General features: G+C 50.5%; 12 protein-coding genes. 6 read left to right on the forward strand and 6 right to left on the reverse strand.

Annotated features, from left to right (window positions below; genetic code table 11):
- Positions 1-37: 37 nt before the first annotated feature.
- The 6 genes from hupB to bolA all read right to left on the reverse strand — a co-directional run bounded on the left by hupB (position 38) and on the right by bolA (position 7,287).
- A complete protein-coding gene (gene hupB / locus A7098_RS20175; RefSeq protein WP_254892905.1) occupies positions 38-328 on the reverse strand; it encodes a nucleoid-associated protein HU-beta in 291 nt (96 codons plus the stop codon).
- Between the two features lie 190 nt (positions 329-518).
- Positions 519-2,873, reverse strand: coding sequence for an endopeptidase La (lon, locus tag A7098_RS20180; RefSeq protein ID WP_001295325.1), 2,355 nt, complete (start codon positions 2,871-2,873; stop codon positions 519-521).
- A 187-nt stretch (positions 2,874-3,060) separates the two neighbouring features.
- On the reverse strand, positions 3,061-4,335 hold the full coding sequence (clpX, locus tag A7098_RS20185) for an ATP-dependent protease ATP-binding subunit ClpX (RefSeq protein ID WP_000130305.1): 1,275 nt from the start codon (positions 4,333-4,335) through the stop codon (positions 3,061-3,063).
- A gap of 125 nt (positions 4,336-4,460) precedes the next feature.
- Positions 4,461-5,084: an ATP-dependent Clp endopeptidase proteolytic subunit ClpP gene (gene clpP, locus A7098_RS20190; RefSeq protein WP_000122253.1), complete on the reverse strand. Its 624-nt coding sequence runs from the start codon at positions 5,082-5,084 to the stop codon at positions 4,461-4,463.
- A gap of 245 nt (positions 5,085-5,329) precedes the next feature.
- A complete protein-coding gene (tig, locus tag A7098_RS20195; protein ID WP_001198383.1) occupies positions 5,330-6,628 on the reverse strand; it encodes a trigger factor in 1,299 nt (432 codons plus the stop codon).
- A gap of 341 nt (positions 6,629-6,969) precedes the next feature.
- Positions 6,970-7,287 carry a transcriptional regulator BolA gene (gene bolA, locus A7098_RS20205; protein ID WP_000973458.1) on the reverse strand — a complete coding sequence of 106 codons (318 nt, stop codon included), beginning with the start codon at positions 7,285-7,287 and terminating at the stop codon, positions 6,970-6,972.
- A 304-nt stretch (positions 7,288-7,591) separates the two neighbouring features.
- On the opposite strand from bolA, the gene A7098_RS20215 reads away from it, so the two are divergent.
- The 6 genes from A7098_RS20215 (at position 7,592) to A7098_RS20240 (ending at position 14,042) form a co-directional block, all read left to right on the forward strand.
- Positions 7,592-8,170 carry a lipoprotein gene (locus A7098_RS20215; RefSeq protein ID WP_000473500.1) on the forward strand — a complete coding sequence of 193 codons (579 nt, stop codon included), beginning with the start codon at positions 7,592-7,594 and terminating at the stop codon, positions 8,168-8,170.
- Between the two features lie 43 nt (positions 8,171-8,213).
- Positions 8,214-9,689: a muropeptide MFS transporter AmpG gene (gene ampG, locus A7098_RS20220; protein WP_105281353.1), complete on the forward strand. Its 1,476-nt coding sequence runs from the start codon at positions 8,214-8,216 to the stop codon at positions 9,687-9,689.
- Positions 9,690-10,148: 459 nt separating this feature from the next.
- Positions 10,149-11,096 (forward strand): cytochrome o ubiquinol oxidase subunit II, encoded by a 948-nt coding sequence (cyoA, locus tag A7098_RS20225; protein ID WP_001239436.1) that lies wholly within the window; start codon positions 10,149-10,151, stop codon positions 11,094-11,096.
- Positions 11,097-11,117: 21 nt separating this feature from the next.
- A complete protein-coding gene (gene cyoB / locus A7098_RS20230) occupies positions 11,118-13,109 on the forward strand; it encodes a cytochrome o ubiquinol oxidase subunit I (RefSeq protein WP_000467154.1) in 1,992 nt (663 codons plus the stop codon).
- On the forward strand, positions 13,099-13,713 hold the full coding sequence (locus A7098_RS20235) for a cytochrome o ubiquinol oxidase subunit III (RefSeq protein WP_000179822.1): 615 nt from the start codon (positions 13,099-13,101) through the stop codon (positions 13,711-13,713). The genes cyoB and A7098_RS20235 overlap by 11 nt, the downstream gene beginning before the upstream one ends.
- A complete protein-coding gene (locus A7098_RS20240) occupies positions 13,713-14,042 on the forward strand; it encodes a cytochrome o ubiquinol oxidase subunit IV (RefSeq protein ID WP_000019801.1) in 330 nt (109 codons plus the stop codon). Before A7098_RS20235 ends, A7098_RS20240 begins: the two co-directional genes overlap by 1 nt.
- Position 14,043 lies beyond the last annotated feature (1 nt).

Below are 14,043 nucleotides of genomic sequence, written 5' to 3' on the forward strand. Positions count from 1 at the left end.
CCCTTGAACTTCGTCACATCCCCAATGGGGATAATCCTTAGTTTACCGCGTCTTTCAGTGCCTTACCTGCACGGAAGCTCGGCACTTTAGCTGCAGCGATGGTGATCTCTTTACCGGTCTGCGGGTTGCGACCAGTACGGGCGGCACGCTCTTTAACGGCAAAAGTACCAAAACCTACCAGTGCTACATCATCCCCTTCTTTCAGGGATTCAGTTACGGAAGCAATAATAGCATCTAACGCACGGCCAGCCGCAGCTTTAGAGATATCAGCCCCTGCAGCAATCTTGTCAATCAATTGAGATTTATTCACTCTTCTCTTCCTCTTTATAATTTATCCCGCACTTGAATCCTTCAACGTGCGAACGCGCAGCAGTTATATCAGGCCAGCCATCCCCTTACAACACCCCTTAATAAGGGCAAGCCTAATCCGCCCTCTAACTTAACGAGACAAAAAAAGGCTGGCAAGTCCGAATTGGCCCGCCAGCCCTCTTTTTATTAGTGCAATTTGCGCAAGGTCACTATTTTGCAGTCACAACCTGCATACCAGACGGTTCATTTTGCAGCGCCAGAGTCAGAACTTCCTCAATGCGCTTCACAGGATGAATGTCCAGATCGGCAATCACGTTGTCCGGAATCTCTTCCAGATCGCGTTTATTTTCGAACGGAATTAACACTGTTTTAATCCCGCCGCGATGTGCCGCCAGCAGTTTTTCTTTCAAACCACCGATTGGCAACACCTGACCACGCAGAGTAATCTCGCCAGTCATCGCCACATCGGCACGAACCGGGTTACCGGTCAGGCAAGAAACCAGCGCGGTGCACATGGCAATACCGGCACTCGGACCATCTTTTGGCGTCGCACCTTCCGGTACGTGCACGTGGATGTCGCGTTTTTCGTAAAAATCAGGGTTGATCCCCAGTTTTTCCGCACGCGCACGAACCACCGTTAACGCCGCCTGAATGGACTCCTGCATGACTTCACCCAGCGAACCGGTATAGGTCAGTTTACCTTTGCCCGGTACACACGCGGTTTCGATGGTCAGCAAGTCACCGCCCACTTCCGTCCACGCCAGACCCGTTACCTGACCGACACGGTTTTCGTTATCCGCGCGACCATAGTCGAAACGCTGAACACCGAGGTAGTCATGCAGGTTATCGCCGTTAATTTCGATATGTTTTAGAGACTTATCGAGCAGTAACTGCTTAACCGCTTTACGGCACAGTTTGGAGATTTCACGCTCCAGACCACGCACGCCCGCCTCACGGGTGTAGTAACGAATAATGCCGATAATGGCGCTATCGTCGACGGTCAACTCACCTTTTTTCAGCGCATTACGTTCAATCTGCTTCGGCAGCAGGTGACGTTTGGCGATGTTCAGTTTTTCATCTTCGGTATAACCGGAGAGGCGAATCACTTCCATACGATCCAACAGCGGTGCCGGAATGTTCATGGAGTTCGACGTCGCGACAAACATCACGTCGCTAAGGTCGTAATCCACTTCCAGGTAGTGGTCGCTGAACGCTACGTTCTGCTCTGGATCCAGCACTTCAAGCAGTGCGGAGGCCGGATCGCCACGCATGTCAGAAGACATTTTGTCGATCTCATCGAGCAGGAACAGCGGGTTTTTAACGCCCACTTTCGCCATTTTCTGGATCAATTTACCCGGCATAGAACCGATGTAAGTACGGCGGTGACCACGGATTTCCGCTTCATCACGCACGCCGCCTAGCGCCATACGGACATATTTACGTCCGGTAGCTTTGGCGATGGACTGCCCCAGAGAAGTTTTACCTACCCCCGGCGGCCCAACCAGGCAAAGGATCGGCCCCTTGATTTTGTTGACACGACTTTGAACCGCAAGATACTCAAGGATGCGATCTTTCACGCGCTCCAGACCATAATGGTCGGTATCAAGGATTTCTTGCGCCTGACGCAGGTCTTTTTTGACCTTGCTACGCGCATTCCACGGCACCTGCACCATCCAGTCGATATAGCCACGCACCACGGTCGCTTCTGCCGACATCGGAGACATCATTTTCAGCTTCTGCAGTTCTGCTTCCGCTTTCTCTTTTGCCTCTTTCGGCATTTTCGCCGCGTCGATTTTGCGCTTCAGGGCTTCGTTTTCGTCCGGCGCATCATCCATTTCGCCGAGTTCTTTCTGAATAGCTTTCATTTGCTCGTTCAGATAGTACTCACGCTGGGATTTCTCCATCTGCTTTTTGACACGGTTGCGAATGCGTTTCTCAACCTGCAGCAGATCGATTTCCGATTCCATCATTGCCATCAGATATTCCAGACGTTCGTTAACGTCGGACATCTCAAGAACGGACTGTTTGTCAGCCAGTTTCAGCGGCATATGCGCGGCAATGGTATCCGCCAGCCGCGCCGGATCGTCGATGCTGTTCAGCGACGTCAGCACTTCTGGTGGGATTTTTTTGTTCAGCTTGATGTAGCCTTCGAACTGGCTGATTGCGGTACGCACCAGCACTTCCTGTTCCCGCTCATCAATGGTCGGCGACTCCAGATACTCCGCCTTCGCAGAAAAGTGTTCGCCATTGTCAGAGAGCGCAGAAATACGCGCGCGCTGTAACCCCTCAACCAGCACTTTGACGGTGCCGTCAGGCAGTTTCAGCATCTGCAATATAGAGGCCACGGTCCCGACAGTGAAAAGATCGTTTACACCCGGCTCATCCGTTGAAGCTTCTTTCTGCGCGACCAGCATAATTTTTTTATCATGGTCCATCGCCGCTTCCAGACAACGGATAGACTTTTCCCGCCCAACAAATAAGGGGATGACCATGTGCGGATAAACCACCACATCGCGCAGCGGCAATACGGGGATTTCAATGCGTTCAGAACGCTCAGGATTCATAGAGCTCTCTCTTAGTTTAATTTCCGCCAGGTAATCAGATGACACGACTGTGCTTCACGCCATCTATTAACATGTACGTCAGTATATGGGGATGTTTCCCCCACATTCAACGCCGAGAATAGAGGAAAAATTAAAGGGGAGATAAAATCCCCCCTTTTTGGTTAACTAATTGTATGGGAATGGTTAATTATTCACCAGATGCCTGCTGAGCTTCCGGCTTGCCATAAATCAGCAACGGTTTGCTTTGCCCATCAATTACCGACTCGTCGATAACCACTTTTTCGACATCTTCCATGGACGGCAGATCGTACATGGTATCGAGCAGCGCAGCTTCTACGATGGAGCGCAGACCACGAGCACCGGTTTTACGCGCCATCGCTTTCTTAGCGATAGCATCCAGCGCCTCGTCACGGAATTCCAGATCCACGCCCTCAAGATTAAACAGCGCCTGATACTGCTTGGTCAGGGCGTTTTTCGGCTCTTTGAGGATCTGAATCAGGGCTTCTTCGCTCAGTTCATTCAGCGTTGCGACAACTGGCAGACGACCGATGAACTCAGGGATCAGACCAAACTTAATCAGATCTTCTGGTTCAACCTGCGCCAGCAGTTCACCTTCGCTTGCTTTGTCAGATTTCGCTTTTACCGTCGCGCCAAAACCAATGCCGGAGCCGGTTTCTACACGATGGGAAATGACTTTATCCAGACCAGCGAACGCACCACCACAGATAAACAGGATCTTAGAGGTATCTACCTGCAAGAATTCCTGCTGCGGATGCTTACGTCCCCCCTGCGGTGGGACGGCGGCAACCGTACCTTCGATCAGTTTCAACAGTGCCTGCTGTACGCCTTCACCGGAAACGTCTCGGGTAATAGAAGGATTATCTGACTTACGAGAAATCTTGTCGATTTCATCGATGTAGACAATCCCGCGCTGTGCTTTCTGTACGTCGTAATCGCACTTCTGCAACAGCTTCTGAATGATGTTTTCAACGTCTTCGCCCACATAACCGGCTTCGGTCAGCGTGGTCGCATCGGCCATGGTGAATGGGACGTCCAGCAGACGCGCCAGCGTTTCGGCCAGCAACGTTTTACCGGAACCCGTCGGACCGATCAGCAGAATGTTACTTTTGCCCAACTCGACGCCATTGCTGGTATCGCCGTTGCGCAGACGTTTGTAGTGGTTGTATACCGCGACCGCCAGCACTTTTTTCGCCTGTTCCTGACCGATAACGTAATCGTCCAGGTGGTTGCGAATTTCATGCGGCGTCGGTAGCGCACTGCGTTCGCGATGCGGTGCAACTTCTTTAATCTCTTCGCGAATGATGTCATTACATAAATCAACACATTCGTCGCAGATATACACGGATGGACCGGCAATCAGCTTGCGCACTTCATGCTGGCTTTTGCCGCAAAAAGAGCAATACAGCAATTTGCCTGAGCCATCTTTGCGTTTATCTGTCATGGGTCAAAACCTCTTCTTTGTTCTTTGTGCCGCACACGACGACGCAAATGCCATTCTCAGGCGCAAGCCGCTTACAGCGTTGTGCCGCCCTGGATAAGTATAGCGGCACAGTTGCGCCTCTGGCATCAATTACGATGGGTCAGAATCGAATCGACCAGACCGTATTCCACCGCTTCAGGGGCGGAAAGGAAGCGATCGCGCTCGGTATCACGTTCAATCTGTTCTAATGATTGACCCGTATGAAGCGCCATAAGTTCATTCATGCGCCCTTTAACTTTCAGAATTTCACGGGCATGAATTTCGATATCGGTCGCCTGGCCCTGATAGCCGCCCAACGGCTGGTGAATCATCACACGCGAATTCGGCAGGCAGAAACGTTTACCTTTTGCCCCTGCGGTCAGCAAGAAAGCGCCCATCGAGGCCGCCTGGCCCATACAAATGGTGCTGACATCAGGCTTGATAAACTGCATGGTGTCATAGATAGACATCCCGGCAGTGATCACCCCGCCTGGGGAGTTAATGTACAGATAGATATCTTTTTCTGGATTTTCTGCTTCCAGGAACAGCATCTGCGCCACAATCAGGTTAGCCATGTGGTCTTCAACCTGGCCAGTCAGAAAAATGACGCGTTCCTTAAGTAGACGAGAATAGATATCAAAAGAGCGCTCACCGCGTGAGGTCTGTTCAATGACCATCGGCACCAGCGCCATATGGGGTGCAAAGTTATCTCGTTCGCCGCTGTATGACATTTCCGTCTCCTGGATAAAATTGAAAAAACCTACTGTACCGATTGTAACCTTATGGACGGATTATCAGCTAGTCCCTGTGTTATGGGTACGGCATCATCCTATTTCAAGCATAACAATCTTTTGTTGTTACGCTAACACCGAAAGAGGGTTTTCGCACGGTTCCATGCAAAATTCATGACAAAAAAAAGCCCACCACCTGGCGGTGACGGGCCTTTGTGCGAATTTAGCGCGTTATGCTGCTTAAATTACGCCTGCTGGTTCATCAGCTCGTTGAAAGTGGTTTCTTTTTCAGTCACTTTCGCTTTCGCCAGTACAGCTTCAACAGCCTGTTCTTCCAGAGCAACATTGCGCATGTTGTCCATCAGTTCTTTGTTTTTGCTGTAGAATTCGATAACTTCTTTCGGATCTTCGTACGCAGAAGCCATCTCTTCGATCAGGCCTTTCACGCGCTCTTCGTCAGCTTTCAGCTCGTTGGCGCGAATAACTTCGCCCAGCAGCAGGCCAACAACTACGCGGCGTTTAGCCTGTTCTTCGAACAGTTCGCGCGGCAGTTCCAGAGCTTGTTTTTCGTTGCCACCGAAACGCTGTGCAGCCTGGCGACGCAGAACGTCGATTTCACTATCGATCAGCGCAGCCGGTACGTCGATGTCGTTAGCTTTTACCAGACCTTCGATCGCCTGAGACTTAACGCGGTTACGGATGGCGCTCTTCAGCTCGCGCTCCATGTTTTTACGCACTTCAGCGCGCAGACCTTCTACGGAACCATCTTCAACGCCGAAACGTTTGATGAATTCAGCAGTCAGTTCCGGCAGTTCACGCTCTTCAACTTTCTTCAGGTTGATAGCAAATTTCGCTGCTTTACCTTTCAGGTTTTCTGCGTGGTACTCTTCCGGGAAGGTCACGTCGATGGTGAACTCTTCGCCCGCTTTGTGGCCTTTGATACCGTCTTCAAAGCCCGGAATCATACGCCCCTGGCCCATCGCCAGTACGAAATCAGACGCTTTACCGCCTTCGAACTCTTCGCCGTCTACAGAACCAGTGAAGTCGATGGTCACACGGTCTTCTGCTTCAACAGCGCCGTCTTTTTCTTTCCAGGTCGCCTGCTGTTTACGCAGAGTATCTAACATACCGTCAACGTCAGCGTCGGTCACTTCAACGATCGGTTTTTCAACTTCAATCGCTTCCAGACCCTGCAGTTCAACTTCCGGATAAACTTCAAACTCTACAGAGTAGGTGAAGTCTTCACCCAGCTTGTATTCGCCCGGAACGTAAGTCGGTGCGCCAGCCGGATTGATTTTTTCTTTAATGATGGCGTCAATGAAGTTACGGCTCATCAGGTCGCCCAGAACGTCCTGGCGTACAGACGCGCCATAACGCTGAGCAACGATATTCATTGGCACTTTGCCTTTGCGGAAGCCGTCAATACGTACTTTTTTCGCAACGTTGACCAGCTCGCTTTTAACAGCGGTCTCGATGCTGTCAGCAGCGATAGTAATCGTTACACGGCGGCCAAGGCCTTGAGTGGTTTCAACTGAAACTTGCATCTTGTTACCTCAAAAAATCACAGTGCTCGGTCAACTCTTACCCCGCAAGCACAGGTTGTTGGCTTCGCGGAACCGGGATGTTCTTATAATCAATCACATTCCCTGTTACCAGAATCATCCCGAAAGCATTCAAATAGGACGCGGCATTATAGCGGCATCACTTTTATGAGTCGAGAACGGTTATTGCGCGCTGCCGCGTATTTTTTCACAATTCTCAGGTAATTTTCGTCTGAATGCTGGGCAAAAAGCGCAAAATCCAGACAAAACAAAACGGCCCGCAGGCCGTTTTTCATAAAATCTTTAACAACATACTGGAAAAACGCTAACTGTTGCAAATGCGTTTAGGCAATGCTTCCAGCTCCACGACAGGGAGGAGAAGCAAAGATGGTATCCTGCAATCCTTCCCACTCTTTAATGGTATAAGTATGCAGAGCCAGCGCATGAACGGTAGTAGAGAGTTCCTCCGCTAAAGTACTGTAAATCATTCGATGACGATTCAGAAAACGTTCACCCATAAAACGATCGCTGACCAGCACAACTTTAAAATGGCTTTCAGAGCCGGCTGGGACATTGTGACGATAGCTTTCATCCACAACTTCGAGGAATACGGGTTGGAACGCCGTCCTTAATTTTTCTTCTATCCGCTCACGTATCATCATGAAATATCTCCTCCGACAACACTGAGATGTCACCCATCCCTTTAAATACTAGCCGCTTTAACCGTTTCCATTACAGCTTAACAACAAATAATTAGCTTTCATCCTATTTTTTCTGTCAAGCGTATGAAGTTTACTGATTTAAAGATTGATTCACCGGCTTCACATCGGTGTTTCTTTTACCCAAGGCGATTATTTCGTCAACATAATGAATTTACATGTCTTACCCACTTCCCCTCGTCGTTGGCGATGTTATGATGGCGGGAATCTTTACCAAACACGCTAAAAAGTCTCTGAGAGCCAGAACATGTTCAAAAAAATCCTCTTCCCGTTAGTTGCTCTGTTTATGCTTGCAGGATGTGCAAAACCGCCAACAACCATTGAAGTTTCTCCGACGATGACGCTGCCACAGCAAGATCCAAGTCTGATGGGCATCACCGTTAGCATTAATGGTGCCGATCAGCGTACCGATCAGGCGCTGGCAAAAGTCACCCGCGATAATCAAATCGTTACCCTGACCGCTTCCCGCGATCTGCGTTTCCTGCTGCAAGAAGTGCTGGAAAAACAGATGACCGCTCGCGGTTATATGGTTGGCCCGAATGGCCCGGTTAATCTGCAAATCATCGTTAGCCAACTGTATGCCGACGTGTCCCAGGGCAACGTGCGCTACAACATTGCTACTAAAGCAGATATCGCCATCATTGCCACCGCGCAGAATGGCAACAAAATGACTAAAAACTATCGTGCCAGCTACAACGTTGAAGGTGCATTCCAGGCCTCCAACAAAAACATCGCCGATGCGGTTAACAGTGTGCTGACCGACACCATTGCTGATATGTCTCAGGACACCAGCATCCACGAATTTATCAAGCAGAACGCACGTTAATTTCTGCCCTCTGGCCCGGTGTAAATCGGGCCTGTAGACGCCCATGTCCAGTCAATATTTACGTATTTTCCAACAGCCACGTTCAGCTATTTTGCTGATCCTGGGTTTTGCTTCCGGGCTGCCGCTCGCCCTGACATCCGGCACCTTACAGGCGTGGATGACCGTCGAGAATATCGATCTTAAAACCATTGGTTTCTTCTCTCTGGTGGGTCAGGCATACGTCTTTAAATTCCTCTGGTCGCCGCTGATGGACCGCTATACCCCGCCGTTCTTCGGACGTCGACGCGGCTGGCTGCTCGCTACGCAAGCGTTGCTGTTACTGGCGATTGCGGCGATGGGGTTTCTCGAACCGGGTACTCAACTTCGTTGGATGGCGGCACTGGCGGTGGTTATCGCTTTTTGCTCCGCTTCTCAGGATATCGTCTTTGATGCATGGAAAACGGATGTGCTTCCTGCGGAAGAACGTGGCGCAGGTGCAGCAATCAGCGTGCTGGGTTACCGTTTAGGGATGCTGGTTTCTGGTGGTTTAGCCTTATGGCTGGCAGATAAATGGCTGGGCTGGCAAGGCATGTACTGGTTGATGGCGGCTCTGCTGATCCCCTGTATTATCGCAACGTTGCTTGCGCCAGAACCAACCGACACTATTCCTGTTCCCAAAACACTAGAACAAGCCGTTGTAGCACCGTTACGTGATTTCTTCGGTCGCAATAACGCATGGCTGATTCTGCTTTTAATCGTGCTGTATAAGCTGGGCGATGCTTTCGCCATGAGTCTGACTACCACCTTTTTGATTCGCGGCGTCGGGTTTGATGCCGGTGAAGTGGGCGTGGTTAACAAAACGCTCGGTCTGCTGGCGACCATCGTCGGCGCGTTGTACGGTGGTATTCTGATGCAGCGTCTTTCGCTGTTCCGTGCACTACTGATTTTCGGCCTTTTACAAGGTGCGTCCAACGCCGGTTACTGGCTGCTTTCGGTGACTGATAAGCATCTCTACAGCATGGGCGCAGCCGTCTTTTTCGAAAACCTGTGTGGCGGGATGGGCACATCGGCATTTGTGGCGCTGTTAATGACGCTGTGTAATAAGTCATTTTCCGCTACTCAGTTTGCCCTGCTCTCGGCGCTTTCCGCTGTCGGACGGGTATATGTCGGCCCCGTGGCGGGCTGGTTTGTTGAATCACACGGCTGGCCGACGTTTTATCTGTTCTCTGTTGCGGCCGCTGTACCAGGGCTTATTTTGCTGCTGGTTTGTCGCCAGACGCTTGAATATACACGGGTCAACGACAACTTTATCCCACGTACCGAATATCCGTCAGGTTATGCTTTTGCCATGTGGACACTGGCGGCGGGCGTCGGTCTGTTAGCCGTGTGGTTACTGCTGTTGACAATGGACGCGCTGGATTTGACCCACTTCTCTTTCCTGCCTGCGCTGTCGGAAGTCGGCGTTTTAGTCGCCCTGGGCGGCGTCGTGCTTGGTGGTTTTCTGGATTATCTGGCGCTACGAAAAACGCATCTGACGTAATCTGTGAATATAATTTAGCTGTAGTAATCACCCGGCGTAATTATTACGGCTAAATAAACATCAGCATCGCTTAATAATATTTGTTCTTTTGTGCGGCTTAGATTTCTAAAATTATTGACTGAATCTATATGTTTTATTTTTTTACACGATTCAGCTAATGACTCTTTATTTCCCTACGCCTGATTTGTCACCTCAATGATGATTATTTGTTAAATAATTGTTTTATTTTGAGATTGGTTATACCAATTGCCATCCCCACCCCCTTCTGTAGTCCCCTTTCGTTATAACGCCCTTTTGTAACACCTTCTTAAAATCAACCTGATATGTTTTGCAACACATGTGACCTGACAGCCAAATCCAAGTAACAGGAATTTAATCATGTTTACAGTAATGTAACCTTCCCGTAAAATGCCCACACACTTTAAACGCCACCAGATCCCGTGGAATTGAGGTCGTTAAATGAGACTCAGGAAATACAATAAAAGTTTGGGATGGTTGTCATTATTTGCAGGCACTGTATTGCTCAGTGGTTGTAATTCTGCGCTGTTAGATCCCAAAGGACAGATTGGTCTGGAGCAACGTTCACTGATACTGACGGCATTTGGCCTGATGTTGATTGTCGTTATTCCCGCAATCTTGATGGCTGTTGGTTTCGCCTGGAAGTACCGTGCGAGCAATAAAGATGCTAAGTACAGCCCGAACTGGTCACACTCCAATAAAGTGGAAGCTGTGGTCTGGACGGTGCCTATCTTAATCATCATCTTCCTTGCGGTACTAACCTGGAAAACCACTCACGCTCTTGAGCCTAGCAAGCCGCTGGCACACGACGAGAAGCCCATTACCATCGAAGTGGTTTCCATGGACTGGAAATGGTTCTTCATCTACCCGGAACAGGGCATTGCAACCGTGAATGAAATCGCTTTCCCGGCGAACACTCCGGTGTACTTCAAAGTGACCTCCAACTCCGTGATGAACTCCTTCTTTATTCCGCGTCTGGGTAGCCAGATTTATGCCATGGCCGGTATGCAGACTCGCCTGCATCTGATCGCCAACGAACCCGGTACTTATGACGGTATCTCCGCCAGCTACAGCGGCCCGGGCTTCTCAGGTATGAAGTTCAAAGCTATCGCAACACCGGATCGTGCCGCATTCGACCAATGGGTCGCAAAAGCCAAACAGTCGCCGAACACCATGTCTGACATGGCTGCGTTCGAAAAACTGGCCGCGCCTAGCGAATACAACCAGGTGGAATATTTCTCCAACGTGAAACCAGATTTGTTTGCCGATGTGATTAACAAGTTTATGGCTCACGGTAAGAGCATGGACATGACCCAGCCAGAAGGTGAGCACAGCGCACACGAAGGTATGGAAGGCATGGACATGAGCCACGCGGAATCCGCCCATTAAAGGGGTTGAGGAAGAATAAAGATGTTCGGAAAATTATCACTTGATGCAGTCCCGTTCCATGAACCTATCGTCATGGTTACGATCGCTGCCATTATTTTGGGAGGTCTGGCGCTCGTTGGCCTGATCACTTACTTCGGTAAGTGGACCTACCTGTGGAAAGAGTGGCTGACCTCCGTCGACCATAAACGCCTTGGTATCATGTATATCATCGTGGCAATTGTGATGCTGCTGCGTGGTTTTGCTGACGCCATTATGATGCGTAGCCAGCAGGCTCTTGCCTCAGCGGGCGAAGCGGGCTTCCTGCCGCCTCACCACTACGATCAGATCTTCACCGCGCACGGCGTGATTATGATCTTCTTCGTGGCGATGCCTTTCGTTATCGGTCTGATGAACCTGGTGGTTCCGCTGCAGATCGGCGCGCGTGACGTTGCGTTCCCGTTCCTCAACAACTTAAGCTTCTGGTTTACCGTTGTTGGTGTGATTCTGGTTAACGTTTCTCTCGGCGTGGGCGAGTTTGCGCAGACCGGCTGGCTGGCCTATCCACCGCTATCGGGAATAGAGTACAGTCCGGGGGTCGGTGTCGATTACTGGATATGGAGTCTCCAGCTATCCGGTATTGGTACGACGCTAACTGGTATCAACTTCTTCGTTACCATTCTGAAGATGCGCGCACCGGGCATGACCATGTTCAAGATGCCAGTATTTACCTGGGCATCACTGTGCGCAAACATTCTGATTATTGCTTCCTTCCCAATTCTGACGGTTACCGTCGCGTTGTTGACCTTGGATCGCTATCTGGGCACCCATTTCTTTACCAACGATATGGGTGGCAACATGATGATGTACATCAACCTGATTTGGGCATGGGGACATCCGGAAGTTTACATCCTGATCCTGCCTGTTTTCGGTGTGTTCTCCGAAATTGCGGCAACCTTCTCGCGTAAACGTCTGTTTGGTTATACCTCGCTGGTATGGGCAACCGTCTGTATCACCGTGCTGTCGTTCATCGTCTGGCTGCACCACTTCTTTACGATGGGTGCGGGCGCGAACGTAAACGCCTTCTTTGGTATCACCACAATGATTATCGCCATCCCGACCGGGGTGAAGATCTTCAACTGGCTGTTCACCATGTATCAGGGTCGCATCGTGTTCCATTCCGCGATGCTGTGGACCATCGGTTTTATCGTCACCTTCTCGGTGGGCGGTATGACTGGCGTGCTGCTGGCAGTACCGGGCGCGGACTTCGTTCTGCATAACAGCCTGTTCCTGATTGCGCACTTCCATAACGTGATCATCGGCGGCGTGGTCTTCGGCTGCTTCGCAGGGATGACCTACTGGTGGCCTAAAGCGTTCGGTTTCAAACTGAACGAAACCTGGGGTAAACGCGCGTTCTGGTTCTGGATCATCGGCTTCTTCGTTGCCTTTATGCCGCTGTATGCGCTGGGCTTTATGGGTATGACCCGTCGTTTGAGCCAGCAGATTGACCCGCAGTTCCACACTATGCTGATGATTGCAGCCAGCGGTGCGGTACTGATTGCGCTGGGTATTCTCTGCCTCGTGATTCAGATGTACGTTTCTATTCGCGACCGCGACCAGAACCGTGATCTGACTGGCGACCCGTGGGGTGGCCGTACGCTGGAGTGGGCAACCTCTTCCCCGCCTCCGTTCTATAACTTTGCCGTTGTGCCGCACGTTCACGAGCGTGATGCATTCTGGGAAATGAAAGAGAAAGGCGAAGCGTACAAAAAGCCTGACCACTATGAAGAAATTCATATGCCGAAAAACAGCGGCGCCGGTATTGTCATTGCGGCTTTCTCCACCATCTTCGGTTTCGCCATGATCTGGCATATCTGGTGGCTGGCGATTGTTGGCTTCGCAGGCATGATCATCACCTGGATCGTGAAAAGCTTCGACGAGGACGTGGATTACTACGTGCCGGTGGCAGAAATCGAAAAACTGGAAAACCAGCATTTCGATGAGATTACTAAGGCAGGGCTGAAAAATGGCAACTGATACTTTGACGCACGCGACTGCCCACGCGCACGAACACGGGCACCACGATGCAGGCGGAACCAAAATCTTCGGATTCTGGATCTACCTGATGAGCGACTGCATTCTGTTCTCCATCTTGTTTGCTACCTATGCCGTTCTGGTGAACGGCACCGCAGGCGGCCCGACAGGTAAGGACATTTTCGAACTGCCGTTCGTTCTGGTTGAAACCTTCTTGCTGTTGTTCAGCTCCATCACCTACGGCATGGCGGCTATCGCCATGTACAAAAACAACAAAAGCCAGGTTATCTCCTGGCTGGCGTTGACCTGGTTGTTTGGTGCCGGATTTATCGGGATGGAACTCTATGAATTCCATCATCTGATTGTTAACGACATGGGTCCGGATCGCAGCGGCTTCCTGTCAGCGTTCTTTGCGCTGGTCGGGACACACGGTCTGCACGTCACTTCCGGTCTTATCTGGATGGCGGTGCTGATGGTGCAAATCGCCCGTCGTGGCCTGACCAGCACTAACCGTACCCGCATCATGTGTCTGAGCCTGTTCTGGCACTTCCTGGATGTGGTGTGGATCTGTGTGTTCACTGTTGTTTATCTGATGGGGGCGATGTAATGAGTCATTCTAACGTGAGCGGCGGCGCATCCCATGGCAGCGTAAAAACCTATATGACAGGCTTTATCCTGTCGATCATTCTGACGGTGATTCCGTTCTGGATGGTGATGTCAGGTTCTGCCTCTCCGGCCGTAATTCTGGGAACAATCCTGGCAATGGCAGTGGTACAGGTTCTGGTGCATCTGGTGTGCTTCCTGCACATGAATACTAAATCAGATGAAGGCTGGAACATGACGGCGTTTGTCTTCACCGTGCTAATCATCGCGATTCTGGTTGTAGGCTCCATCTGGATCATGTGGAACCTCAACTACAACATGATGATGCACTAAG

It is taken from the genome of Escherichia sp. MOD1-EC7011 (assembly GCF_002965005.1).
GTDB classification, from domain to species: domain Bacteria; phylum Pseudomonadota; class Gammaproteobacteria; order Enterobacterales; family Enterobacteriaceae; genus Escherichia; species Escherichia ruysiae.

Bases quoted from the DNA above. Each gene is read 5' to 3' on its own strand.
- tig (WP_001198383.1), bottom strand. From the start codon at position 6,628: ATGCAAGTTTCAGTTGAAACCACTCAAGGCCTTGGCCGCCGTGTAACG.
- cyoB (WP_000467154.1), top strand. From the start codon at position 11,118: ATGTTCGGAAAATTATCACTTGATGCAGTCCCGTTCCATGAACCTATC.
- bolA (WP_000973458.1), bottom strand. From the start codon at position 7,287: ATGATGATACGTGAGCGGATAGAAGAAAAATTAAGGACGGCGTTCCAA.
- clpX (WP_000130305.1), bottom strand. From the start codon at position 4,335: ATGACAGATAAACGCAAAGATGGCTCAGGCAAATTGCTGTATTGCTCT.
- A7098_RS20240 (WP_000019801.1), top strand. From the start codon at position 13,713: ATGAGTCATTCTAACGTGAGCGGCGGCGCATCCCATGGCAGCGTAAAA.
- ampG (WP_105281353.1), top strand. From the start codon at position 8,214: ATGTCCAGTCAATATTTACGTATTTTCCAACAGCCACGTTCAGCTATT.
- A7098_RS20235 (WP_000179822.1), top strand. From the start codon at position 13,099: ATGGCAACTGATACTTTGACGCACGCGACTGCCCACGCGCACGAACAC.
- lon (WP_001295325.1), bottom strand. From the start codon at position 2,873: ATGAATCCTGAGCGTTCTGAACGCATTGAAATCCCCGTATTGCCGCTG.
- A7098_RS20215 (WP_000473500.1), top strand. From the start codon at position 7,592: ATGTTCAAAAAAATCCTCTTCCCGTTAGTTGCTCTGTTTATGCTTGCA.
- cyoA (WP_001239436.1), top strand. From the start codon at position 10,149: ATGAGACTCAGGAAATACAATAAAAGTTTGGGATGGTTGTCATTATTT.
- clpP (WP_000122253.1), bottom strand. From the start codon at position 5,084: ATGTCATACAGCGGCGAACGAGATAACTTTGCACCCCATATGGCGCTG.